Origin of the sequence: Muricauda sp. MAR_2010_75 (assembly GCF_000745185.1) — a bacterium.
Taxonomy (GTDB): Bacteria; Bacteroidota; Bacteroidia; order Flavobacteriales; family Flavobacteriaceae; genus Flagellimonas.
Genome location: NZ_JQNJ01000001.1, coordinates 3780016 through 3802851 on the forward strand (window position 1 = coordinate 3780016; position 22836 = coordinate 3802851).

The 22836-nt window shown below is 43.4% G+C and carries 26 protein-coding genes; 9 read left to right on the top strand and 17 right to left on the bottom strand.

Annotation, left to right across the window (positions count from 1 at the left end; translation table 11 throughout):
* Positions 1-39 precede the first annotated feature (39 nt).
* From FG28_RS17065 to FG28_RS17090, 6 genes are all read right to left on the bottom strand, one after another.
* The gene (locus tag FG28_RS17065) at positions 40-468 is read right to left on the bottom strand and encodes a peptidylprolyl isomerase (RefSeq protein WP_036385065.1); all 429 of its coding nucleotides are present in this window, start codon (positions 466-468) and stop codon (positions 40-42) included.
* 157 nt (positions 469-625) lie between these two features.
* Entirely contained in the window at positions 626-1228 is a 603-nt protein-coding gene (locus tag FG28_RS17070) for a YkgJ family cysteine cluster protein (RefSeq protein WP_036385067.1), read from the bottom strand.
* 181 nt (positions 1229-1409) lie between these two features.
* Positions 1410-2039: a YdeI family protein gene (locus tag FG28_RS17075; protein ID WP_036385068.1), complete on the bottom strand. Its 630-nt coding sequence runs from the start codon at positions 2037-2039 to the stop codon at positions 1410-1412.
* Positions 2036-2428: a DoxX family protein gene (locus FG28_RS17080; protein ID WP_036385070.1), complete on the bottom strand. Its 393-nt coding sequence runs from the start codon at positions 2426-2428 to the stop codon at positions 2036-2038. Before FG28_RS17080 ends, FG28_RS17075 begins: the two co-directional genes overlap by 4 nt.
* 10 nt (positions 2429-2438) lie before the next feature.
* The gene (locus FG28_RS17085; protein WP_036385071.1) at positions 2439-2909 is read right to left on the bottom strand and encodes an SRPBCC domain-containing protein; all 471 of its coding nucleotides are present in this window, start codon (positions 2907-2909) and stop codon (positions 2439-2441) included.
* 4 nt (positions 2910-2913) lie between these two features.
* Entirely contained in the window at positions 2914-3234 is a 321-nt protein-coding gene (locus tag FG28_RS17090) for a helix-turn-helix transcriptional regulator (protein ID WP_036385073.1), read from the bottom strand.
* 177 nt (positions 3235-3411) lie between these two features.
* On the opposite strand from FG28_RS17090, the gene FG28_RS17095 reads away from it, so the two are divergent.
* The gene (locus FG28_RS17095) at positions 3412-5604 is read left to right on the top strand and encodes a transferrin receptor-like dimerization domain-containing protein (RefSeq protein WP_036385074.1); all 2193 of its coding nucleotides are present in this window, start codon (positions 3412-3414) and stop codon (positions 5602-5604) included.
* Between the two features lie 17 nt (positions 5605-5621).
* Here FG28_RS17095 and FG28_RS17100 read toward each other — a convergent pair whose 3' ends face one another.
* The 6 genes from FG28_RS17100 to FG28_RS17125 all read right to left on the bottom strand — a co-directional run bounded on the left by FG28_RS17100 (position 5622) and on the right by FG28_RS17125 (position 11347).
* On the bottom strand, positions 5622-6503 hold the full coding sequence (locus tag FG28_RS17100) for a helix-turn-helix domain-containing protein (protein WP_036385075.1): 882 nt from the start codon (positions 6501-6503) through the stop codon (positions 5622-5624).
* Positions 6504-6658: 155 nt separating this feature from the next.
* On the bottom strand, positions 6659-7075 hold the full coding sequence (locus FG28_RS17105) for a nuclear transport factor 2 family protein (RefSeq protein ID WP_197062624.1): 417 nt from the start codon (positions 7073-7075) through the stop codon (positions 6659-6661).
* A gap of 59 nt (positions 7076-7134) precedes the next feature.
* Positions 7135-7593, bottom strand: coding sequence for a YHS domain-containing (seleno)protein (locus FG28_RS17110; RefSeq protein WP_036385076.1), 459 nt, complete (start codon positions 7591-7593; stop codon positions 7135-7137).
* 38 nt (positions 7594-7631) lie between these two features.
* The gene (locus FG28_RS17115) at positions 7632-8177 is read right to left on the bottom strand and encodes a carboxymuconolactone decarboxylase family protein (RefSeq protein WP_036386802.1); all 546 of its coding nucleotides are present in this window, start codon (positions 8175-8177) and stop codon (positions 7632-7634) included.
* 196 nt (positions 8178-8373) lie between these two features.
* The gene (locus FG28_RS17120) at positions 8374-9105 is read right to left on the bottom strand and encodes a cysteine hydrolase (RefSeq protein WP_036385078.1); all 732 of its coding nucleotides are present in this window, start codon (positions 9103-9105) and stop codon (positions 8374-8376) included.
* 154 nt (positions 9106-9259) lie between these two features.
* Entirely contained in the window at positions 9260-11347 is a 2088-nt protein-coding gene (locus tag FG28_RS17125; RefSeq protein ID WP_197062625.1) for an adenylate/guanylate cyclase domain-containing protein, read from the bottom strand.
* Between the two features lie 35 nt (positions 11348-11382).
* Between FG28_RS17125 and FG28_RS17130 the strand changes: the two genes are divergently transcribed.
* Positions 11383-12108: a JAB domain-containing protein gene (locus tag FG28_RS17130; protein WP_231562649.1), complete on the top strand. Its 726-nt coding sequence runs from the start codon at positions 11383-11385 to the stop codon at positions 12106-12108.
* A gap of 19 nt (positions 12109-12127) precedes the next feature.
* Here the strand turns inward: FG28_RS17130 and FG28_RS17135 are convergent, their stop codons facing one another.
* From FG28_RS17135 to FG28_RS17145, 3 genes are read right to left on the bottom strand one after another with little or no spacing between them, the layout of a single operon-like run.
* The gene (locus FG28_RS17135; protein WP_036385087.1) at positions 12128-12928 is read right to left on the bottom strand and encodes an ImmA/IrrE family metallo-endopeptidase; all 801 of its coding nucleotides are present in this window, start codon (positions 12926-12928) and stop codon (positions 12128-12130) included.
* The gene (locus tag FG28_RS17140; RefSeq protein ID WP_036385091.1) at positions 12912-13310 is read right to left on the bottom strand and encodes a hypothetical protein; all 399 of its coding nucleotides are present in this window, start codon (positions 13308-13310) and stop codon (positions 12912-12914) included. Before FG28_RS17140 ends, FG28_RS17135 begins: the two co-directional genes overlap by 17 nt.
* Positions 13289-13924 carry a hypothetical protein gene (locus FG28_RS17145; RefSeq protein WP_156102317.1) on the bottom strand — a complete coding sequence of 212 codons (636 nt, stop codon included), beginning with the start codon at positions 13922-13924 and terminating at the stop codon, positions 13289-13291. Before FG28_RS17145 ends, FG28_RS17140 begins: the two co-directional genes overlap by 22 nt.
* A 148-nt stretch (positions 13925-14072) precedes the next feature.
* On the opposite strand from FG28_RS17145, the gene FG28_RS20875 reads away from it, so the two are divergent.
* The 4 genes from FG28_RS20875 to FG28_RS21145 all read left to right on the top strand — a co-directional run bounded on the left by FG28_RS20875 (position 14073) and on the right by FG28_RS21145 (position 16094).
* On the top strand, positions 14073-14246 hold the full coding sequence (locus FG28_RS20875; RefSeq protein ID WP_197062626.1) for a hypothetical protein: 174 nt from the start codon (positions 14073-14075) through the stop codon (positions 14244-14246).
* 28 nt (positions 14247-14274) lie between these two features.
* On the top strand, positions 14275-14535 hold the full coding sequence (locus tag FG28_RS17150) for a multiubiquitin domain-containing protein (RefSeq protein WP_197062627.1): 261 nt from the start codon (positions 14275-14277) through the stop codon (positions 14533-14535).
* Positions 14510-15688, top strand: coding sequence for a ThiF family adenylyltransferase (locus FG28_RS17155; protein ID WP_036385094.1), 1179 nt, complete (start codon positions 14510-14512; stop codon positions 15686-15688). Before FG28_RS17150 ends, FG28_RS17155 begins: the two co-directional genes overlap by 26 nt.
* 76 nt (positions 15689-15764) lie before the next feature.
* The gene (locus FG28_RS21145) at positions 15765-16094 is read left to right on the top strand and encodes a DUF6527 family protein (RefSeq protein WP_394297395.1); all 330 of its coding nucleotides are present in this window, start codon (positions 15765-15767) and stop codon (positions 16092-16094) included.
* 60 nt (positions 16095-16154) lie between these two features.
* Here the strand turns inward: FG28_RS21145 and FG28_RS17165 are convergent, their stop codons facing one another.
* Positions 16155-19280: a hypothetical protein gene (locus tag FG28_RS17165; RefSeq protein WP_036385096.1), complete on the bottom strand. Its 3126-nt coding sequence runs from the start codon at positions 19278-19280 to the stop codon at positions 16155-16157.
* Between the two features lie 584 nt (positions 19281-19864).
* Between FG28_RS17165 and FG28_RS17170 the strand changes: the two genes are divergently transcribed.
* Positions 19865-20098 (top strand): hypothetical protein, encoded by a 234-nt coding sequence (locus FG28_RS17170; RefSeq protein ID WP_156102318.1) that lies wholly within the window; start codon positions 19865-19867, stop codon positions 20096-20098.
* Between the two features lie 38 nt (positions 20099-20136).
* Here FG28_RS17170 and FG28_RS17175 read toward each other — a convergent pair whose 3' ends face one another.
* Positions 20137-21342, bottom strand: a complete 1206-nt coding sequence (locus FG28_RS17175; protein ID WP_036385099.1) for a sorbosone dehydrogenase family protein — start codon at positions 21340-21342, stop codon at positions 20137-20139.
* A gap of 180 nt (positions 21343-21522) precedes the next feature.
* Here FG28_RS17175 and FG28_RS20275 point away from each other — a divergent pair, with 180 nt between their 5' ends.
* Together FG28_RS20275 and FG28_RS17185 are read left to right on the top strand one after the other, a co-directional pair.
* Positions 21523-22032, top strand: a complete 510-nt coding sequence (locus FG28_RS20275; RefSeq protein ID WP_051947446.1) for an ankyrin repeat domain-containing protein — start codon at positions 21523-21525, stop codon at positions 22030-22032.
* A 69-nt stretch (positions 22033-22101) separates the two neighbouring features.
* Positions 22102-22836 carry a LytTR family DNA-binding domain-containing protein gene (locus FG28_RS17185; RefSeq protein WP_231562650.1) on the top strand — a complete coding sequence of 245 codons (735 nt, stop codon included), beginning with the start codon at positions 22102-22104 and terminating at the stop codon, positions 22834-22836.

Sequence of the window (22836 nt, forward strand, 5' to 3'; positions counted from 1 at the left end):
TGTGGTAAGACGTTTTGTTCAATGTTAGGGATGGATGTCCTATAGAATTTCAACCACCTCTAGATCAAACACCAAATCATGGCCCGCCAAAGGATGGTTGGCATCTATAATAATATCTTCTTCTTCAACTTTTGCTACTCGAAATTGCTGTTCCTGTCCTTCTGAATTGGAACCCACCAAGCCCATTCCAACCTCAGGTTTAAGGTCTTCGGGCAATTGCGATTTTGATATTTTTTGAAACAGAGACTCATTTACCTCTCCATAAGCATCTTTCTTGTCTATGGTTATGGTTTTCTTTTCGTTCACGGCCATATCAATCAGTCCTTTTTCAAATCCTGGGATAAGCTGACCTTGACCCAAGGCCACTTCCATGGGCTCCCTTTCCAAAGAACTATCAAAAATCTGCCCATTGGTCAATTTACCTGTATAATGCACCTTTACAGTATCATTTTCCTTTACTTTGCTCATAATTTTGCTTTATAATTTTTAGAATCAAAACGTTGCAAATATAGGAGCTATAAAATGGTTTAACGAATGCGCGGGCCATTGCTTTGCCTAGAAAGGACTTTTGAAAGCTCAAAATCCACCGTGTTTTTCGTTCTCGATGCGATTTTGGAAGGTGATGCTAAATACACAATTTGTCCGTATCTGGAACGGGGCGATAGGCGTAATACTGCAGAATTTCCTCTAAAGCCATTTTCAGCGCTTTGTTTATGGGAACTATTTTGTTGCCTAATTGAAAATCTATTTGTTTCAACTGCATATAATAATCGGTAAATACGGGGACATATAATCCTTTTGCAATTGCCTCGGAAATGGAACGATACTCATCTGCCCTCCCTTCTTTGATAATTTTACAGGTTGCCAATCGCAAACTCCCATACTTGTCCCTATTGGCCGCAAAACCGAACAATCTACATATCAAACCGCGGTGATCATAGCTGCTACAATGTCCCTGATCTACCGAGGAAAGGGGTTTAAACAGATAACAGTTTGTGCTCTTGGTTTGATTGAGGGCGTGAAGTGTCTCTTCTGCTTTGCCCAACAAAAACATATGAAATGCCCAAGGGAAGAATTCCAAGGGGGAAGCTTCTATATTGGGATATGTACAACACTTTCCACAGCCCGAAACGCAACCCAAACCAGATATCTGCTGAAATTGGGCACTTTCTTTTTCCAATTGGTCAAATAAGTTTTCAACCGATCGCACTTTTAGCGTTAACGCCATATTTTTTCTACCGAAGGTAGATTTAATTTTGACAAGTAGTTGAACTTATCCCATAAAAAAATTATGCCCAAAAAGACACTTAAATAGCTTATTTAGAGAATTTTACGAAAAATTGTATTTGACCCTACCTGTTGGAGACTCCTTCAAAAGTTATTTTTACAGCTGATGCGTGTCATTCGTATCATCTATCATGGAACCCAATGCCCCTTAGAATTTTTGGAATGTATTTTTCAATTCGGGCTTTTCGGGTCTTGGGCTGTTTGGCTCCGGAAAAATAGAGCAAGTACCCTTTTTGTCGTCCCGGGGTAAGACCCTCAAAAGCAGCTTTCAGTGCTGGGTCGGCATCCAGCCTTTCTTGAAACTCTTCGGGCACCTCATAGTCGGACAACTTTTTCAATTTTACTTGCAATCCGACCTTTTCCACTTCAATGGCTTCAAAAACATAGCGCTTCAATACCTCCCATTTTGCCATAATCTGCTTCACATTGGTAAACCGTACAAACCTAACGGATTGGGAGTTTTCCCCTGGCTTTTCCAAAATATCCTGTTCGTCTTTTAACAACACCCCCTTTAGAAAACTCAGCGCACAGTTATCCGCAAAGGCAGCAATCATCACCACATTCTTGTTGTTAAGGGTGTAACAGGGTGAACCCCACTTGCGTTCTTCGGTGAGTCCACATTCCAACAGCAGTCTCCGCAAAATCTTGAGTTCTTCTTGCCAAGTATGCACCTTACATTCAGGAGTGCCCACCAAGTCGCAACGGCCGCAGCCTTCGGCTAAATATTCATCAACTTTGGGGTTTGTATTCATTTGGAACTGATTGGAACAAGTTTTCTATTTGTAGGTCTAAAATACCAAGAAATTTCGGTCAATATCAAGAGTAAGGCTGGACCAAAGAGCTCTACCATACCGTCACCCAACGCCAAATGGGATGCAAGGGCTCCTATCATGGTAAACGCAAAGCCTGCATAGGCCCATTCTTTCAATACTGGAAACTTTGGAATTAAAATAGCGATAACACCCAATAACTTCCAGACACCGATCAGCGTAAGAAAATAAATGGGATACCCCAAATGTGCCATCATCTGCACCTCCTCCTCCATGTGCATCAATTGTACAATTCCTGTGGAGGTCATCCCCAAAGCCAGCCAGAGTGTGGCTACCCAATACGTTATTTTGCCTGCCTTTTGTTTTGTCATGTTGTTTGATTTATGGGTTACGAAGTTTTTGAACAGTTTCTTGCAAGCGGTCGTGGGCCATACTGATTCCCTGCGCAAAAGGAAGTTGCAGCATGCGGTCCCTGTCCCCTAACGATTTGAACACCATCTGAATACGGAGTTGGCTTTTTTCTTCCGAAATGGATTTAAACTCCAAGAATTCCAGTTGCACCGGAAATCCGGAACCCTCCATTTCAAAGGTGCGGGTGATTTTCACTTCGGGTTCAAATTCATGGATGGTACCATTGAACCGATGCTTGTTTCCTTTAGGGTCGGTGGTTTCAAATTGATAACTGCCATGTTTTCGATTATTCAACTTCAGTACTTTGGTTCCCATCCATTGTTCCACAATTTTAGGCTCCACATACGCTTTGAACAACAAGTCCAAAGGCAATTCAAACTCTCGGGTAATAAAAATTTCCTGCTTGCCATCCTCGGCATGCACATTGGTTTTTCGCTCCATTGTCCTAGGATTTTTTCTGATTCTTCATAATGGCTTCCAGCTTATTGAACCTATCATCCCATAATTCCCGGAAAGGTTCAATGAAATCTGCTATTGTTTTAAGTTTGGTGGGATTAAAATGATAATAAATCTCCCTACCCTGCTGGTCTTGTCGCAACAGTTCGCATTCCGTTAAAATTTGAATGTGTTTGGAAATCGTCTGTCGTGACGAATCAAAATTTCCGGCAATGGCCCCTGGCGTCATGGCGTTGGCAGCTACTAAGGCAATGATGGCCCTTCTTGTAGGGTCGGCTATCGCTTGAAATACATCCCTTCTTAATTCCATTATGCAGTTATTTGATTGCAAATATATATGCAGCCATTTAACTGCACAACTATTTCTGAAAAAATAAATTGTCAAATCTGTGAATTCCCTAATTCTTTTGGAAACTTCTCTAGTTCTTCTTGAATTGCTTTAAAAAACTCAATGAATCTCTTACATTTAAGAGCTAATTCAAACAAAATGAAAAAAAGACTATTCCCCCTACTCTTCCTTGTTGCAGTAACTACCACTTGGGCCCAAGAAAGCATTATCGGGTTCAGCAAAGATGCTGCCACCAAACAACTGCAACTCGAAAGTGAATTTGAAAAACAATTATCCACTGAGAATCTGGACCAATGGATGCAACTTCTGGCGGGTGAACCGCATTGGGTCGGCACCGAATATGGCGAAAAGAACGTCAAATGGATGGAAAAGCAGTTCAAATCTTGGGGGTACGACACCAAGGTGGAAACCTATCATGTGCTTTTCCCCTATCCAAAAGTTCGGGTGCTGGAAATGACAGGACCCACTACGTACAAAGCCAAATTGGAGGCCGTTCCCGTGGAAGGCGACCCGTATACCAGCCAAGAAAATCTATTGCCCAGCTACAATGCCTATTCCACCGACGGCGATGTGGAAGCAGAACTGGTATACGTAAACTATGGTATCCCCAGTGATTATGAGGAATTGGAAAAATTAGGCATCGATGTCAAAGGAAAAATCGTTATCGCGAAATATTATGGTTCTTGGCGTGGCATCAAACCAAAATTGGCCGCTGAAAAGGGGGCTATTGGCTGTATCATTTATTCCGACCCAGAGGATGACGGCTATGTGCAAGGCGATGTCTATCCAAAAGGTGCCTTCAAAAACAAAACTGGGGTGCAGCGCGGTTCCGTGATGGACATGCCCCTCTACCCTGGGGATGTATTGACGCCCGGATACGCCGCCACCAAAGATGCCAAACGTTTAAAGCGTGAAGATGCGCCTACCATTACCAAAATTCCCGTTTTGCCCATTTCGTATGAGGATGCCCAGCCCTTGCTTGAAGCCCTGGAAGGTCCCGTGGCCCCAGCTTCTTGGAGAGGTGGATTACCCATAACCTACCATATTGGACCTGGGCCAGCCAAAGTACACCTAACATTGGAGTTCGATTGGCAATTGAAACCGGCCCATAACGTGATTGCCACCTTAAAAGGTTCCGAGCTGCCTGACCAATGGGTGGTGCGAGGAAATCACCACGATGCTTGGGTACATGGGGCCAGCGACCCCATTAGTGGTTTGGTGGCCTTGATGGAGGAAGCCCGTGTGGTGGGAAAACTGGCCAAAGCTGGTAAAAAACCAAAACGAACGTTGGTGTATTGCGCTTGGGATGCCGAAGAAACCGGACTCATCGGTTCTACGGAGTGGGTAGAAGACCACCGAGCGGAACTGCAACAAAAAACGGTAGCCTACATCAATACGGATGGCAACAGTCGTGGGTTTTTAGGTGCTGGAGGTTCCCACACCCTGCAAGCGATGGTGTCTGAAGTGGCCAACAAAGTAACCGACCCACAAACCAAGGTCTCCATTGCAGAGCGACAAGCCGCCAGAAACGTTGTGAACGGAGGCTCCGATAAATTTGCATTGTATGCACTCGGTTCTGGTTCGGATTATACTCCCTTTATTCAGCATAGCGGGATTGCTTCTTTGAATCTTGGTTTTGGTGGAGAAGGTTCTGGCGGGGAATACCACACCATTTATGATACCTATACCCATTATACCCGATTCAAAGACCCTGGTTTTCAGTATGGAACTACCTTAGCCAACACCGCAGGCCGAATCGTACTCCGTTTGGCGAATGCAGAGGTACTTCCGTTTGAACTGCAACAATGGTACAGCACCATTGACGGTTATTTGGGCGAAGTGATGAAAACCTTGGAAACCATGCGTTCCGATGTGGAAAAACACAATGCCAAGGTGGCCAAAAATCAATATGGATTGGCCAATGACCCAAAAAAATCGGTTAAGGCTGCCGAGAAAAAAGCGGAAGTCCCCTATTTGGATTTTTCACCGATTCAAAATGCATTAGCCGATTTAAAGAACACTATTGATACCTTTTCCAAAGTGGACAAGACCCAGCTCTCCGCTGCCAAAAAAGCGGAACTCAACCAAGCGTTGATGCACATGGAGCAAGCCCTGACCTCAGAAAAGGGATTGCCCCGAAGAGACTGGTTCAAGCACCAGATTTATGCCCCCGGATTTTACACAGGTTATGGGGTAAAAACGCTTCCAGGCGTGCGCGAGGCCATCGAGCAGAAAGAATGGCAAGAGGCCCAAGAACAGATTGGGGTCCTCGCCGGCACGCTTAAAAACTTTGCTGCACACATTCAAAAACTGAATACTATTATGCGCTAATTTTTTATGTTTCGCTATTAGGCCATCGCCCTTGCAAAGCCTACAGTTTCGCGGTAAACCTTAGGTGAAATGTCTGCATTGTTCTTAAAAAAGCGGCTGAAGTAATGTTCATCATCATACCCTAAATCAAAGGCAATCTCCTTCACCGATTTATTGGTAAGGTACAGCTCCCGCTTGGCCTCAATAATGATGCGCTCTGAAATCAAGTTGGTCATGGTCTTGTTAAAATGGTTCTTGGTGATCTTGGCCAATGCTTTTGGACTGATGTTCAACAAATCAGCATACTCCCCTGCCGAATGCTTGGTTTTAAAGTGCGTTTCGATAAGGTCCTTCAGGTTTTGGATAATGAATGGCTCTTTTTCATCCGGACTGTCCTTTAGGGATTCCGGTTGTTGTTTGGCCTTGGCCCGTGAGGCGGTAATCAAGAATATTTTTAGGTAGGACACCAACAATTCATATTGGGCCAAGTCCGCTTTTTGAACTTCAGCACGCATCTGTGAAAGCACCATTTCAAACTGACTTCGGATGGTATCGTCTACACAAAAATACGGGGGATTGTAAATATTGTTGAACAGTACCCCATTGCAGGCCACCTGTTCTTGGTGTTTGTGGATACAGAAAAAATCAGGATGAAAATTCAACACCACACCCTCTATTTTTTCCTTTTCAATGAGGCTAAAAGGTTGGTAAGGAGTTAGGGCAAACAATGTGTCCGCGGTAAAATCAAACTCTGCGAAATCTATTTTGGCGGTGCCACTCCCCTTCTTAACCCAAATTAAGGAATAATAATTAAATCGTTTTAGGGAACAGAACTGGCAGTCATCTTCAAAATGAGAAAGTTTAAAGGCCAATTTCCCGGTCTGTTCGTTGATGAGTGTGTTGGTGTTGTAGATGTCCATTTTTGAGTTTATGAATTAGCTGAAATCCATTTGGTAAAAAATTCGTCACTTCGAGCTCTCATCCTGAGCGCAGTCGAAGGAGCTATCGAGAAGTCATCAATCTCAACCACTTCAATGAGGTCTCGACTGCGCTCGACCTGACAAATTTTGATTGACTATAATCGTCGTTCGTTGGCGGCAATGGGCAGATCATTAATGCTGGCGTAGCGTTTCTGCATAAGCCCATGCTCATTGAACTCCCAATTCTCATTTCCATACGCGCGGAACCACGCTCCCTGGGCATTTTGGTATTCGTATTCAAAACGAACTGCTATTCTATTGTCGGTGAAAGCCCAAAGTTCTTTCTTCAACTTGTAATTTTTTTCCTTTTGCCACTTTTCGGTCAAAAAAGCGACCACTTCTTCCCGTCCATTAACAAACTGGGAACGGTTGCGCCATTCGGTGTCCACGGTATAGGCTTTGGACACTTTTTCAGGGTCTTGGCTGTTCCAGGCATCCTCGGCCAACTGTACTTTTTCTCTGGCCGTTTCCTCGGTAAAAGGAGGTAACGGAAATTTTTGTTCTATTGCCATTTTATGTTTTTTTTGAATGAAAAAAGGGCAAGCTGAATTTTCAACTTGCCCTTAAGGAATTATTTACCATCCCTAACCTTTGGCCAACTGTCATGGGCTGCTTTCTTCAATTCTGAAGTACGGGCACTCCAATCGGGTAAAGTGTTAAAAGGCTCCCCGTTGAAATCGCCGTTAAAAAACAGATAGAGTTTTCCGTCGATCACATCAAATGTTTCAGGGTTGATGGGAAATTTGGCTTGTTTTTCACCAACGCCCCAAGCGCAATAGCCGTCAAATTGCGGCAAGTACATGCTAGGCGATTGGGTAAAAGTGGCCTTATTGGCCTTGCTGGCAAAATAATAGGTTACCCCATTGTGCTTGGCGGCATAGGTTTTGTTGCCCTGTTTTGCTTCGCCAGTGAAATAGGATACCACATCGTACCCGCCAATGGCTACACCATCTTTGCTTACGGGGTCAACTTGGGCGTGTGCGGCAATTCCCCAAACCAGGGCCATTGCCAATAGAACTAATTGTTTCATTGTTTTTATGATTTTGGATTAAACTTGTGATTACTGGATTAAACAGTTTCTGCTTCAACCACCGGAAAATCAATATCGGTGTTGGCTGTGTTGTTGAAATAGTTGGTGAATACGTTCAAGGCCACGTGAGCCACGATCTCTCCCACTTCGCCATCGGTGTAACCAGCATTTTTAACGACCTCAACATCATCTGAACTTACCCTTCCGCGTTTTTCCACCAAGGTCTTGGCAAAATAGAGCGCAGCGGCTATTTTTGGGTCTTTGTTTCTCCCTTCACGGGCCATGTGCAAGGTATCGGTGTCAATGAGCACCAATTTTTCCCCGATAAAGGAATGGGCGGACAAACAGTAATTGCAGCTGTTGGATTCGGCCACGGCCAAGGCGATCAGTTCGCCCAATCGACCACCCAAGGAACCTTTGCCCAGCGCGTCGCTTAGATTTAGGTACCCTTGCAATACGGCTGGGGAATTCCCCATGGTGCGCATCATGTTGGGAACCATTCCCAATTTGCTCTGGATACCGTTGAACAACTCCTTTGCCTCTCCGGTTGCTTCCTTTGGATCTAATGCTTGTAAACGTGTCATAGTCTTGTCTTTTTTGTTATGAATTATTATTGGTACAAAGTTGCAGCACGGGCCCTTGGAATAAAATGGACAAACTTCACTTCCTCTTGGACATTTTTCCCGATATGCCACTTTCTGAAAAAAACAAAGGGCCAAACTTTCGTTTGACCCCTCGTCCTTCAACCGCACCATCACACTTCTCGTTAAACACTGTTTTTTATTTTTTGTGCATCTCAAGCTCGCTTACCAATTCTTGGGTGGTAAAGACTTTGCTTGAAATCATTTTGTAATTGGTCTGGGCAGCTTGGTCGCCATCCAATCCGGGAAGTTTGGCCGAAGCAGTGGCATCACCCACCACGGCAACCTCAAAACCGTTCTCCACCAATTCCCTCATGTGCGATTCGGCACAAAGGTTCCCGGACATCCCAGCCAAGATCACCTTATCAATTTTTTGCTTACGCAATTGTAGGGCCAAGTCGTTGCTTTCGGAACCAAAGACCTTGTGTGGGCTGGTCACCACTACCCTATCCTTGTTGATGTACTTTTTGTAGCGAGGCAACCAGTCGGCGCCGGAGCCTTCAAAACCTTCAACGTTCAATTGGTCACCACGATCAAACATGGTTATGTTGTGCATGAGTTTCTCCAAAGTCCCCTCAAACTTCCAAACATGGTCGTGCTCGTAGTAGTAATGGGGCGATACAAAAACGGGGATGTTGTGTTCTTCGGCTAACTTAAAAATGGTTTCCAGGTTTTCAATGGTGTTGTTCTCCTGTACGCTCTGGCCAACGGCTCCCCAAGCCACCCCATCGGGACTTAAAAAGTCGTTTTGTGGGTCTGTGATCACAATGGCGGTATGCTCATCTATGATAAAACCCGGTTCTGGTAATTGGGCAAAAGCGCCCATAATTCCTGTTGTAAAAATTACGAATGTGCTGATTAAATTTTTCATAGTGTTGTACTTAAAAATGTTATACTAAATTTGATAGTACAAAGTTGAAGCGATCTACAACGGGATAAAATGGACGAAGTTCGCCACTGAATGGACAATTTTCTTTACGGGGTATGGGGTGAAAGGTGAAGGGTGAAAGGTGAAGGGTGAAAGGTTACTCCGGCCAATGCATTTGATTGTAGAGCTTGGTATACCTTGGGTCTTGGGCTTTTTTGAACCGTTGCAGGAGGTATTCGTTTTTGAGCCACAAAATTTCCACATCTTTGCGGTCGAACGATTTTTGTAACCACTGGAAACCGGTTTCATCATCCTTGATATAAAAATGGTACATGGCCAAAAACCAAGCAGGTGAACCTGCCATGCCCATGTTGTATTGGTCTTCCAAAAGGTTTAGTTTTTCCTGAATTTTCTTGGGGTCTTCCCCTTTGTAGCGCATTTCAATGGCATCGTAGTAGAGATGGACAGCGGCATTGTCCAGAAAATTGGTCTTTAGGATATTGTTCATTTCCATAAAGGACTCCATATTGCCCATGTTCAGGTGCACCATGGCCACATCGCGCATATAAAATTGATCATGGCGGAATTTGGCATCATATCGGTTCATTAAACTATCGGCTTTGTCCCAACGATCGGAAAGGAAATAAGCACGAATCATCTGTGCGAATCCGTTGCCCGCTTCAGGGAAGCGCTCAATATAATTTTCAGCATAGCGAATGCCCTCATCATATCTACCTACAATATTATTGTAGACCGCATAAAAAGCCCCATCCGGAAACGGTGGCAAAATGGCGACCAACGATAGATGCTCCTCCGAATATTCAAAATCAAAATCAAAAAAGAATTTGGTGATCAACACATATTGGTATGCTTCCAAAGTCGGCTTCAACGCCATAGATTTTTCAACGTATTCTTTGGACAGCTTTTCAGCTTCCTCTTGCCGAAAAATGCCCCAAATAAGCCCGCCAATGGTATACACCCGCGCCATTCCCATATAACCGTCGGAAAGGTTGGGTTCCAATTGGATCACTCGTTGGTACAATGACATGGCCTGATACAGCGATTCCTTATCCATTTTATCCGCAATGGCATTCGCACGTGCCAGCAGTTCACTGGCATCTTTGTTATCGGTAGGACTGGGTGAAATGGTAGTATTGGCACTGTTCATATGTGCATTCAATTCTGCGGAAATGGCACCGCTTGCTTGGGATTGCAGCATTGTTGCCACATTGGCTCCAGAAACATGGTCATATCGTTCGGACCAGAGATACATGCGCTCCATTGCATCGGCCAACCGAAGGTCCAAATTGTAGAGACTGTCCGAATGATGCAAAGCACCCTCCAAAATATAGCCCACATTCAATGCAGCGGCCATTTTTTGTAGGGGTTCGCCCTGGTCCAAATAATCCTGGATCAAGGATTTGGGTACCACCTTTACCATCCCCACCTCATCAGACAATTGCCCAATAAGGTCATCGGTAATGGTTTCGCACAACACATCATTTTCTGAAATCCCGGTAAGATTCTGCACCGGTAGTACCGCAATGCTTCGGAGAAGCTCCCCATCCCCTTCGGGGGACTTCTCATTTTCGACAAACGTAAAATAGAGCCCTGCCAAGATCGCCAACAATACCAAGACGCCACCCCATCGGAGGATTTTTTGCTTGGATGTCCCACGGTTTCCTGCCCCTTTAAAACTGGAATGGGACTTGGTCTTTACATAGGCTTTTCGGTCTGGGGCCACCAATTGGTCATCTACCAATGCATAGACGGGAATGGGTTCCTTTACGTTCTTAAAATGGAAAACGTCCAAAAATCGGGTCTCGAATTTTTTATGGCTCCGCAATTGGTCGTTCACATGGTCTGAAAAGAAAACGCTGCCCGGCACGCCCACCGATTCTATCCTAGAGGCCACGTTTACCGCATCGCCCATAATATCATCATCCGAAAGGACAATGTCCCCCATGTGGATGCCAATACGTACGGGAATCACCGGCGCTTGCCGGAACGCCTTTTGCAACTCCAACGCGCACTCCACGGCGTCCACCGCACTGTCAAAAACAGTAAGCGTGCCATCGCCAAAATACTGCACCACGGTGCCTCGGTGTTTTTCGGTAAGTTCGTTGAAAAGCTTTCGGTGCCTGCTCCGCAAGGTAAGGGCCCGCTGTTCATCCTCGTGCATAATGGCGGTGTACCCCTGCACATCGGTAAACATTATGGCGGTCAATTTACGGTGTATGCCCATGGATGAGGTTGGTTCTGCGTCCCTAAAATAGTGAAATGGCACCATACCCCGACGCCAAAGGCTGTATTGGACCCAAAAAAGCTGGTTTTTGGTTTTTTCATGGGCATGGTTTACCTTTCCAAGACCCAAATCACCTACCTATGAACGTACGGCTTACCCAAGAACAAAAGATCAAAGTGCTCAACGCCAGAGACATTTATACCATTATGCAGCAAATACTGCTGCGCGAAAACAAGATTCGCCGCAACCAAGAGCATTTTTGGGTGGTGGGGCTCAACAACGAGAACAAGATCCTGTTTGTGGAACTCATTGCCCTTGGCGCCCACAACCGGGTAAACGCAGACCCGCCCGATGTCTTTAGAATGGCCATCTACAAACTGGCCAGCAAGCTGATCTTGGTGCACAACCACCCCAGCGGCAACCACGAGGTAACGGATGCCGATATTCTCTTTACCGACCATATGCTGAAAGCCGGGAAGTTTCTACGGATTGATGTACTGGACCATTTGGTGATCACCGAGACCGACTACACCAGTTTTGAGGACCAGGGCGTAATGGACGAACTGCGTAAATCTGGACTGTTTGAGATCGTAGGGCCCGAAAAGCAGGAATTGGAAGCCTTTAAATTGGAAACGGAGCGGAAAAGGGCAAAAAAAGAAGGGTTAAAGGAAGCCGCTAAAAAGATGAAAGCTGATGGTGTTGACCCGGAAACCATTAAAAAGTATACGGGATTGAGCTTAAAGGTGATTGGGGGGTTGTAGAAATTTTCAATTATTCACATTAAGCCTCCCAGATTACACTGATTATTGTCTTATATTGTTTAGTGGGTATGCAATACTCCAAAAAGTCAGAGTCTTCTTGATTTTCATGCAATTGGAACCATGTTGAACGACTTATTTCTTGTGCTTTTTCCTCTCCCTTATATATGAATTCGTAATTGGCATCTATATACTCTTTTGCGACAGAATCATCTGGAGGGGAAAGTTTGGTAATGTCCTTCACCCATCCTCTTAAATCAGTAGATTTCCTCCAATATCTTACCACTCCATCCGTCATAAACACAACCAATATTGGTGCTATATCCAATGAAATAAGCCTGTAAATTACAGATGTTAAGCTGGTTTGAAATCTTGTAGAAATCTCTTTTATTAAAGAAGGCGTAAAAGATTTATTTAAAACAAACTGACGAAATAATTTTTCTGGCATTAATAATTCCGAGGCAAAATCATTTGCTTCAAATTCTTGCAATCCTCTTTTAGCTTGTTTTTCTATTTTAAACCAGTTCAATGTTTTTGAATTATCAGTATGAATTTCCAGTTTGTCATGTAAAAAATAGTGTCCCAATTCGTGAGCAGCTACATACCGAATTCTTCCTGGATAGGGAATTGAAGAATTAACTTTAATTATTGTCCTTTTTTTACCTCTTATTATTTTTCCATCAGCATTATCTAATGGCTCAGAAATATAAATTATTCCGAAACCACTGATTAGTTCAGAGTTTGAAAGCTCAGTAACCTCATCAAAGCCTATTTCCTGCAAAACCTCTATTGCTTTGTTTTTTCCCTTATTGTTCGTCTTCAAGTAACTCAATGATTTCAATGAGATTTTGGTCTTTTATAATTTCCTTTATTTCATTTGCACTTAATTTATCCAAACTACTGTATTGAACCGCTAATCGATTTTCTTTTATTAGAGAGTTTAAATAAGCAATAGGTTTTTCTAGACCTTTGTTAATGGCTTCTTGAAATGACTCTGTTGCTTTCAATAAAAGAATATCATATTTCTCTTCGTTTATAGACGAGCGAATTTTAAACTTTAATTGTTTGATCAACTTATTCTGGCGTTCCCTATTTTCATCTAAATCCACACCATAGTCAGACAAACTTTTGCGGATATCCGTAATATCCCCAGAAAGATAATTTTGAGTAATCCCGTTATCAATTATTTTTTTAAGCTTATCCATTGTTCCTTTAACTTAATAGTCTTCCGAGAAAGTCTTTTTACAGCATTATTTACTTCTGCTGTAGTAGTACCACATAACTCTGCAATTTCTTGTGGTTTTTCATATCCTGCAAGCCAACATTCAAAAACTCCAATTTCAACCTCATCCGCTCCTTGTTCTTTCAATGATTTTAAAGCATTTTGGGAAATATTATCGAAGTCTAAATCTTGTTTGGACTCTTGTGCTGGTATTTCGTCTAAATCGACAATATCATTTATTTCAATAAGATACACTTCCTTATCTGAAATGGAAGTGTTCTCATTTTGGATTTTTTTCCTTTTTTGGCTTCTAAAAAAACTATACAAATCACTTTTAAGAGCACCAAAAATGAAATTTTCAAATGAGGTTTTTTTCTTGTCCCAATTTCTTACACCAGTACAGGCCTTCATGAGAACATTGTAGCAGAAGTCGAGGTAATCAAATCCCTCCCTATCCTTTTCGGACCTACTGTAGAATCGAGTACGCACATAATCTTCCATTCTATCCAAAAGCTCATTCAGATCGATGGATTCAAGTTGCTGGAGAATCTCTTTTTTGCTCGCTGTAGCCATATTACAATTAAATATGCTCTTCAAAACCAAAAAATTGCCAACCGAATGGCAAAAAAATGAAAGTTATGAGCATATACCATTGAAGCGTATTGATATCCTCTTCTGAAATATCATTGTGCCATGTTTGAAAAATAAAAATATTGTAAGCATTAACCTATAAAAATTAAAAAAAATGGCTAAAAATAAACCTATTGGCGATAATGCAAGAAAAGGGGCTGTGAAAAGTCGATCGCAAGTATTCAATCCAAAAACCAAACTTTTTGTAAAGAGGGATTCAGAAACAGGAAGGTTTATGGATGTAAAAACTTCGGGAGGTAAGTTCAAAGGAGTAAGAAAAGAAAAATAATTATAAAGTAAACATTATGAATAGTAAAATGAAAAAAGAAGACGCCCCTGGGCAAAACAAGGAGTTCACCATTTATGTTAATGCAACTCCAGAAAAATGGATCGGCAAAACCATATCGTTCGATGAAGTCACCAAATTGGCCTTTCCTAATCCACCTTTTCCAAATACCGAATATCAAGTAGTGTATTCTGGAGCTCAAGGCAATAAAGATGGCACTTTAGCTGAAGGCCAAGAAGTTAAAATTAAAGAAGGAACCCAATTCGATGTCACAGCAACTGATAAATCATAGTGAAGACCTGCAAAGGCTTTTGGCTGATGGCTTGGTGTTGGATATCAAAAATAATTTCTTGTTTATTCATCGAATTCCATACTTGACGGCATTAGGTGAGATTAAATATGGGGTTATTGTATCACCACTTGAGTTAGCAGGTAATAAAACCAAACCAAACCCCTCGCATACAGTACATTTTTCTGGTGAACCACCATGTAAATTGAATGGAAAAGAGTTCAACATAATAAACAATAAAAGGAAACAAGTTGTTGCAAATGGGTTTGAGGTAGACATGCTATTTTCCAGTAAGCCCAAACCTCATGGCTATACCGATTATTATCACAAAATGACCACATATATTAATATGATTTCTTCACCTGCCAAGGCGATTGATGAAAACGTAACTGAAAAGGGCGAAAAATTAGTCGTCTCCGATGAAGAATCAGTATTTAATTATGCGGACACCAATTCCAATAAACCAGAATTAGTTGGACTTACAGACAAATTTCTCGATCAAAAGATTGGAATCATTGGTCTTGGTGGTACTGGGTCATACATTTTAGACCTTGTTGCAAAAACTCCTGTCCAAGAAATACATCTCTTTGATGGGGATTGGTATTATAACAACAATGCTTTTAGATCTCCTGGTGCAGCTTCCATCGATGAATTGAAAATTCCAAAGAAAAAAGTTGACTATTATTTATCAATTTATTCAAGAATGCATAGAAAAATTGTAGTTCATCCCGATTACTTGACGGAAAAGGATTTTGATAAGTTATTACAATTCACTTTTGTTTTCTTGAATATCGACAAGGGGGAAATCAAAAAGAAAATCATTCAATATTTACAAGATAAAAACATATCATTTGTCGATTCAGGAATTGGTGTTGAATTTAAAAATGGTTCCCTTACTGCTCTAATAAGAAATACCACTAGCACGGATTCGAAGAAAGATCATTTTTGGGATAGTCCATACATATCTTACACAGAAAATCCCGAAAATGAATATGGTAAAAACATTCAAATCGCCGAGCTCAATCTTTTAAATGCAGGTTTTGCGGTAATGAAATGGAAAAAATTATTGGGTTTTTATCATGATCTTACAGGTGAACATAATATGTTTTATCGAATAAGTGCCAACAAAATTCAAAATGATGAGGTTCGAGCATAGGTTTGTTGAATTCATTCCAAAAGAATTAGAAGATAATGTCTTATATATTTCTATCCGATTTTGTACAGCAGTTCACATGTGTGTTTGTGGTTGTGGCAACAAAACAGTTACTCCTCTTACTCCTACGGATTGGAAATTAATCTTTAATGGGAAATCGGTTTCTTTGGACCCATCGATTGGAAATTGGGGTTTTCCATGCGAATCTCACTATTGGATAACAAACAATAAAATAATTTGGGCAACAAAATGGACTAAAGAACAAATTATTGAAGGTAGAAAACATAGCAAAAAAGAAAAAGAGAAGTATTATCGGGAGAACCTTACAAACAAACTTCATACCAGTACAAAGTCCAAAACACCATGGTGGAAATTTTCTTGGCTGTTCAAGAATAGGTCGAAAACCTAGAGTTATAAAAAGGGAAGACCCTTCGGCCTTCCCCTTCAAACACTATGCAACAACAAATTTTTAGGGCGTATACAGCTCTGGTAGCCCAGTGGTTTTGATCAAGGCGTTTACAGCCGTCACCTCCTGGGTCTTAATTTTTTGTAGGTCAGCTTTTAGGCCGTCCCATTTTTTGAGGTAGTCGCGGGCCACGTCGCGGGTGCCTTGGGTCACGGGCAGGTTGCCGCGGCCAATATCTCCCAAAAAGCCCTTAAATTTCACTAAAAGGCGGGCCTCAAACATATAGTTGTTCTGTTGGGTGCGCAGCTCTTTCTGCAAGATTTCGGCAATCCAAGCCTCAATGGTGGCATCCAGTTCCTTGCCCTTAGCCTTTAATTCATCTGAGCTGGTCTCGTCCATTACAAAATCCAACTGCTGCTGTATCTTGCGCAGGTCGCGCACGCCTTTGGCCATTTCTGTGGCGCCTTGGTAAATGGACTTGGAGATGCCATCGCGCTCCACATAGGCGGCCTCCACATTGTCCACACTCATTTTTATACGGGGATCAATGGTAATGGCAAAGTCCTGGGTCTGGGTAAAATCTCCAATGGTCAGTTTTACGGTGTAGTTTCCGGGGGCGGCTTCGTAAGCGCCCAAGCCACGGCTGGTGGCGGTAACCTCCTTTAAACAATCAATCATGCCCACTTCCATGTCCCATTCGTAGCGGTGCGTTCCCGCGCTTCGCTTTAATTGGGGCTTTGTAAAGGCATCGCACTCGGTTTTGGGGGCATCCGTATACTCAGAGTAGACCACTTCGCCCTTGCTGTCCGTAATCTCTAGGGACATGGGGGTGTCCTTGGGAACTTCCTTGTTGAGCACATAATGGATTTGTACACCTTCGGGTGGGTTTTGCCCGGGTGTGTTACGCGCCGAGTAGGATATGCCGAGCAGGGCATCCGTATCTCTAGGTTTGTAGAGGTAGTAGTCCGCTTTGGCCACCGCATCAGAAACTTGGTGCAACGGGGTCAAATCGTCCAAGATCCAAATGGCCCGCCCTTGGGTGGTCACCACCAAATCCTTGCGCTGCACCCGAAGGTCGGTAATTGGCACTTCGGGCAGGTTGTTCTGTAGCGACATCCATTGCTTACCCCCATTGAAGGAGACAAACATTCCGGTTTCGGTACCTGCGTACAATAAATCTTTACGATCAGGGTCCTCGCGAACGCTCCTGGCAAAGGTATCGCCAGGGAGTCCATTCACGATTTTTTCCCAAGAGGCTCCGTAGTCGGTTGTCTTGTAGATTTCGGGGGTAAAATTGTTCATTTTATACCCTGCCATGGCAAAATACGCCGTGGCCGGGTCGTGTGGCGAAGGTTCCACCACATTGATGATGCCTTCCTTCAAACCTTTGGGGGTCACGTTGGTCCAGGTTTCGCCACCATCTTGGGTCACGTGCACCAAACCGCAGTCCGAACCTACCCAAACCACCCCTTCGCGTAGGGGCGATTCCTCAATGTTAAAGAGGTTGTTATAGCTTTCGGCCGTAATCTGCTCATTGGAAATAGGAATACCGCCCTTGCCCTGATGGTCCTTGTTGTTTCGGGTAAGGTCCTTACTCATGGTTTCCCAAGTCACCCCGCGGTCGGTGGATTTCATCACGTATTGGGAACCGTAGTAAATGGTATTGGGATTATGGGGCGATACCATCACGGGACCGTTCCAGTTGGCACGCAACTTTAGATTTTTGGGCTGCTCCCCACTGATGCGCTCTGGATAGGGTCGCACCATGCGGTTGTTGTCAATTTTACTGTCCCACTCCGTAAAATGGCTCGCAAAATAGGTGGAGTAAATGTATCTGGGATTGTTGGGATCTAAAGCTACTGTGGCCGATTCCCCGGCACGCATAATGTCCCAGTGCATTTGTCCGATGCCGTTGTCCATGGCACGGCTATCTATGGCGATGGTGCTGTTGTCTTGCTGACCGGAATACACCCGATAAGGATATCCGTTATCAGTCAAAGCGCGATAAAATTGCCCCGTGGGCTGGTTATAAATGGTTGACCACGATTTTCCACCGTTGAAGGTGATGGAGGCACCGCCGTCATTAGCATTGGCTATGACATTGCTATTGTTGGGGTTGATCCACATATCGTGATGGTCCACATGACTACCGACCATACCGGTATAGGTCTTGCCCCCGTCAATGGATTTCATGGCGCGACTGTTCATCACCCAGATTTCGTCCTCGTCATTGGGGTCTGCAATGATGTGCATATAGTACCATGCACGGGCAAATGTGGTGGGGTCGTTGGAAACTTGTTTAAAGGTTTCCCCGGCATCGTTGGAACGGTACACACCACCTTCGCGTTCCAAGGCTTCAATGGCCAAATACACCACCTCGGGATTGGCTGGGGAAATGTCCACACCTATTTTTCCCATCAACTTGGGAAGACCACTGGTGATCTCTTTCCATGTTTTACCGCCATCAGTGGTCTTGAAGACCTTGCTTCCCGGGCCGCCACTCTGTACCACCCAAGGTTTCCGTTGAAAATCCCATGAAGTCACCATCATATAATTGGGATCGGTGGGGCTCACCGTCATATCCACAATTCCTGAGGATTCGTTCACGTACAGTATTTTCTCCCAAGTATCTCCCCCATCTTCAGAAAGATAGAGTCCTCGATGTTCGTCTTTGCCATAAGGGTTACCCTGTGCGGCAACGTACACTTTATTGGGATTGGTGGGATGCACAAAGACCTCCCCGATATGTCGGGTGGCCTCGAGGCCTAAGTGCTTCCAAGTTTTTCCAGCATCGGTAGATTTGTACATGCCGTCGCCATGTGAGGTCTTTACCCCTCGGATACAGGATTCTCCCGTACCGACGTATACCACATTATGGTCCGATGGAGCTACGGTGATATCGCCAATACCTGTGGTATTAAAATAGCCATCAGAAATATTGTTCCAAGTTTCGCCACCATCAGTGGTTTTCCAAACCCCACCTCCGGTGGCACCCATATAGTAGGTGAAGATATCATCCGGGATGCCTTCTATGGTAGTGGCCCTACCGCCACGGAAAGGGCCAATGTTCCGGTAGGTCATGGATTCGTAAAGGGTTTTACTTATGGTTGGCCCAGAAGCCTTACGCTGTCCTGAGCTGTAAAAGACCATCCCAAGGCCTAAGAAACAAAGGAGAATGTGTTTTTTCATGAATCTAGTGTTTAGCGTTAGTCATTTGGATTACACAGGGTTTAGCCAACCTTGTTATTTATAAGTTATTAAAATAACCAAATAGGGTGACAAAAGGATGGTTTTTTCAGAAATGCCTTTGAAACCCAAAAGGATGGACAAAAGAATTTTTGTAGGGTAAATATTTCACACGTCAATTCAAATGTACTATCCATCAATTCTAAAGGTTCATTCATCAATTTAAATGACAAATTCTAAGCGGGTAAATCTAGATTGCAATAAAACAAGAAAATGACTACGCTAGAAACCATAAATCTCTTACAAATGATTTGCTTGGGTCTTGTAGGCCTTATTCTTTACTTATTGGGGTTTCTGCATGGCGCCCATTGGGGAAAGAGAAACCGGGTATAAACAATACGATGCCCTTACAAACGTTACAATAATTCCAAATCAACCTAAACCAAGAACCAGTCATAGCCATTCCCCACAAAACAGACCTACAGAAAATCCTGATCTTATGCCATAACGCCGACTATACGGTGCGGGTGGACGAACTTTGCAATGGACAAATTCGATACCTATGTTGGCACAAACCAAAAACTGTTTTGGAGCCTCCAAATCTTGTTTTGGAAAACGGAAGTATGAAGCAAAGTCCCAAAAAGGACAAAACCGAATATGTTTTTTCCTGTGGGGATTGGGTCTATAGTGTTGAACGCATCGTATCCCTTGGAAAATTTGCCTCAACCCATATATTTCTCGAGGTATCTGACTCTCAAAACCAACGTAGCACCTGGAAAATGGAAGATTTGACCCCGCCCAAGTATCTGGAATTTCTATGATGAAAAGTTAGGTGTACTCTATACTACTATCGGAATGATTAGCCACTGTACGTGACCCTATAGATGGCATTGCCCTCATCATCGGAAATCAATAAGGAGCCATCTTCCAAAAACAACAGGTCCACTGGTCTACCAAAGGCTTCCTGACTTTCTTCGTCCAACCAACCGTCGATAAAGGGTTCATAGCTAACAGCCTCATTGCCATTCAATTTCACCAATGTTACCCGATACCCTATTTTTTTGGAACGGTTCCAAGAGCCGTGTTCGGCCAAGAACGCGTGGCCTTTATATGCTGAAGGGAACATGGAACCCGTGTCAAACTTCACTCCAAGTGCGGCGACATGGGCATCCAACGGTTGTACCGGTGGAACAAAATCCGAGCATGGTCGTTGTTTGCCAAATTCGGGATCGGGAATGGTTCCTGCATGGCAGAAGGGATAGCCAAAATGCTGACCCACTTCGGCCAAACGATTCAGTTCTCCCGGAGGGAGGTCATCCCCCATCATATCCCTGTTGTTGTCCGTAAACCACAATTCCTCAGTTTCCGGGTGCCAGGTAAAGCCAACGGTATTCCGTACACCATGGGCCACAATTTCCCGATTGCTTCCATCTGCATCCATTCGGGTAATGGTACCAAAACGCTCGTCCTCATCGGTCCGGTCACAAATGTTGCAGGGAGCACCCACGGGAACATAGAGTTTGTCATCAGGGCCGAAGGCTATGTATTTCCAACCGTGGTGGAATTCGGTTGGGTAGTCGTCATAGATCAACTCAGGCGCTGGAGGGTTGGACAATGATGCTTCAATATTGTCATATTTGAACATTTTGCTTACCGCTGCCACGTACAATGCACCATCTTTGAAGGCAATGCCGTTGGGTTGTTCCAAGTCTTCAGCAATGGTATAGACATCATCCACTTTAAAATCGCCATCCGTATCCTTAAGCGCATAGACTTTATTTTCATTTCGGGTACCCACGAACAAAGTTCCGTCCGCTCCCATGGCCATGGATCGGGCTCCTTCAATGCCTTCGGCATAAGTATCAATCTTAAACCCTTCAGGGAGGTTCAGACGGTCCAAGGGTAAACTGGATTCTACGGAACCATCATCTTCATTGGTGTCTTCTTGCTGGGTCTGGTCCGGGGTTTCTCCTTCATTTCCTCCTTTCTTTCCATTACAGGATAAAACCACAAGGGAAAATAGAATCAGAAAAATTGATTTTAGCGTGAATCGGAAGATCTTCATTATAAGAAATTTTAATGCTTTTGGTTTCTAGATGGATAAAGCTAAGACAAAATCGTCTAAATATGGGGCGAAGACAGAAATTTCGTGACGGCCTCTTACACGTTTGGGACAAAGCAGGTTTTCTTAGCCCAGATTTTTCCAAAAAATAATGTCCTTTACAGCGCAAGAAATAAGCACGTTATGAATCGAAAAACATTTTTAAGACAGCATTTGATATTGGGTGGGATTGCTGTGGCCACACCAACACTTCTTCTGGGAAACCAGAGCGCTCCCCAAAATGATCTATTTGACTACGACCTAATTCAGGAGTTTGTATTTGCCGCACATAAGAGCCTCGAAAAAACACAGAGCCTATTGGAAAAGTACCCTTTACTGCTAAATTGTACCAGTCAATTTAAGAAGGGAGATTTTGAGACCGCTGTTGGGGGTGCTTCACATATGGGCCGAAGGGATATCGTGGACCATTTGGTGGGCAAAGGAGCTCGCTTGGATATCTTTAACTATGCCTTTTTGGGGTATGATGATTTCGTTAAGAGGATAGTGACTGATTACCCCCATCTCCTCAACTCCTGCGGACCACATGGTTTTACGCTTTTGCACCATGCTGAAGTAGGCCAGCGAAAGGATTTAGCCACTTGGCTCAAATCTGAAGGACTTACCGAGAAAATCTTTAAAGGGGTCTTTGGTTGATTGGCTTTTACCTGAGATTAAGCCACTGGGCATTATCCGTATATTTGCTATACCTGATTATTTATGAAAATGCGGACAATTCCAAATGAAAGACGGTTTTATGTTTTGTCGATAGCATTATTGGTTATCCTTTTTGGAATTACGCTGATCCAAAACATGATTCGGTATGGTCACCATGACAACTACAATCTTTGGACGAGTGTGGTGTACCTCTGCTTTTCCATTCTATTTTTTCTACCGTTTTTGGTATTGTGTTTTCATATTTTAAAAACCATTCAAACTCGTTTTGGGAAATGGTTTTGGCCCTTGACTTTTCTTACCGCTTTTTGTTGCCTTATTATCTTTTACCTCGCTTCCAATAGTATTTTGCACAGTTTTGGCTATTTTGATTTTTTTGTGGACGCTGATTACGCCGGATATTATTTTGGGCGCGAGGCCCTGTATCATTTAGTATTTGTTCTGGGAACTGGTGTCTATGTTTATGCATCCAAAGAGAAAACCGAAACCATTAAGGTATATAAAGGAAAAAAAACCGTGACACTTGCCATTGATTTGGTTCAATGGATAGAAGTTGAGGGGCATTACCTTAATTTTTACACCGAAAAAGAGACCTACATTAAACGTACCTCTTTGGGAGAACTTGCCAAGCAACTACAACCAGAATTTATCAGGATACACCGTAAGTATATTGTGAATAGGAATGAGATCGTGGCCATTGAGAAAGAAGGTCGTGATGAATTCACTTTGCTTTCCTCCGGAAAAAAACTGAAGATTGGACCATCTTATAGCCCTGTTTCTTGGTAA

Excerpts from the sequence above, each read along its gene's own strand:
- FG28_RS17080 (WP_036385070.1), bottom strand. The coding sequence starts at position 2,428 with ATGACAAAACAAAAGGCAGGCAAAATAACGTATTGGGTAGCCACACTC.
- FG28_RS17165 (WP_036385096.1), bottom strand. The coding sequence starts at position 19,280 with ATGAAAAAACACATTCTCCTTTGTTTCTTAGGCCTTGGGATGGTCTTT.
- FG28_RS17090 (WP_036385073.1), bottom strand. The coding sequence starts at position 3,234 with ATGGAATTAAGAAGGGATGTATTTCAAGCGATAGCCGACCCTACAAGA.
- FG28_RS17140 (WP_036385091.1), bottom strand. The coding sequence starts at position 13,310 with ATGGATAAGCTTAAAAAAATAATTGATAACGGGATTACTCAAAATTAT.
- FG28_RS17150 (WP_197062627.1), top strand. The coding sequence starts at position 14,275 with ATGAAAAAAGAAGACGCCCCTGGGCAAAACAAGGAGTTCACCATTTAT.
- FG28_RS17065 (WP_036385065.1), bottom strand. The coding sequence starts at position 468 with ATGAGCAAAGTAAAGGAAAATGATACTGTAAAGGTGCATTATACAGGT.
- FG28_RS17115 (WP_036386802.1), bottom strand. The coding sequence starts at position 8,177 with ATGACACGTTTACAAGCATTAGATCCAAAGGAAGCAACCGGAGAGGCA.
- FG28_RS21145 (WP_394297395.1), top strand. The coding sequence starts at position 15,765 with ATGTGTGTTTGTGGTTGTGGCAACAAAACAGTTACTCCTCTTACTCCT.
- FG28_RS20875 (WP_197062626.1), top strand. The coding sequence starts at position 14,073 with ATGGCTAAAAATAAACCTATTGGCGATAATGCAAGAAAAGGGGCTGTG.
- FG28_RS17185 (WP_231562650.1), top strand. The coding sequence starts at position 22,102 with ATGCGGACAATTCCAAATGAAAGACGGTTTTATGTTTTGTCGATAGCA.
- FG28_RS17105 (WP_197062624.1), bottom strand. The coding sequence starts at position 7,075 with ATGGCAATAGAACAAAAATTTCCGTTACCTCCTTTTACCGAGGAAACG.
- FG28_RS17110 (WP_036385076.1), bottom strand. The coding sequence starts at position 7,593 with ATGAAACAATTAGTTCTATTGGCAATGGCCCTGGTTTGGGGAATTGCC.
- FG28_RS17070 (WP_036385067.1), bottom strand. The coding sequence starts at position 1,228 with ATGGCGTTAACGCTAAAAGTGCGATCGGTTGAAAACTTATTTGACCAA.
- FG28_RS17085 (WP_036385071.1), bottom strand. The coding sequence starts at position 2,909 with ATGGAGCGAAAAACCAATGTGCATGCCGAGGATGGCAAGCAGGAAATT.
- FG28_RS17100 (WP_036385075.1), bottom strand. The coding sequence starts at position 6,503 with ATGGACATCTACAACACCAACACACTCATCAACGAACAGACCGGGAAA.
- FG28_RS20275 (WP_051947446.1), top strand. The coding sequence starts at position 21,523 with ATGAATCGAAAAACATTTTTAAGACAGCATTTGATATTGGGTGGGATT.
- FG28_RS17130 (WP_231562649.1), top strand. The coding sequence starts at position 11,383 with ATGGCACCATACCCCGACGCCAAAGGCTGTATTGGACCCAAAAAAGCT.
- FG28_RS17075 (WP_036385068.1), bottom strand. The coding sequence starts at position 2,039 with ATGAATACAAACCCCAAAGTTGATGAATATTTAGCCGAAGGCTGCGGC.
- FG28_RS17120 (WP_036385078.1), bottom strand. The coding sequence starts at position 9,105 with ATGAAAAATTTAATCAGCACATTCGTAATTTTTACAACAGGAATTATG.
- FG28_RS17175 (WP_036385099.1), bottom strand. The coding sequence starts at position 21,342 with ATGAAGATCTTCCGATTCACGCTAAAATCAATTTTTCTGATTCTATTT.
- FG28_RS17155 (WP_036385094.1), top strand. The coding sequence starts at position 14,510 with ATGTCACAGCAACTGATAAATCATAGTGAAGACCTGCAAAGGCTTTTG.
- FG28_RS17095 (WP_036385074.1), top strand. The coding sequence starts at position 3,412 with ATGAAAAAAAGACTATTCCCCCTACTCTTCCTTGTTGCAGTAACTACC.
- FG28_RS17125 (WP_197062625.1), bottom strand. The coding sequence starts at position 11,347 with ATGGGCATACACCGTAAATTGACCGCCATAATGTTTACCGATGTGCAG.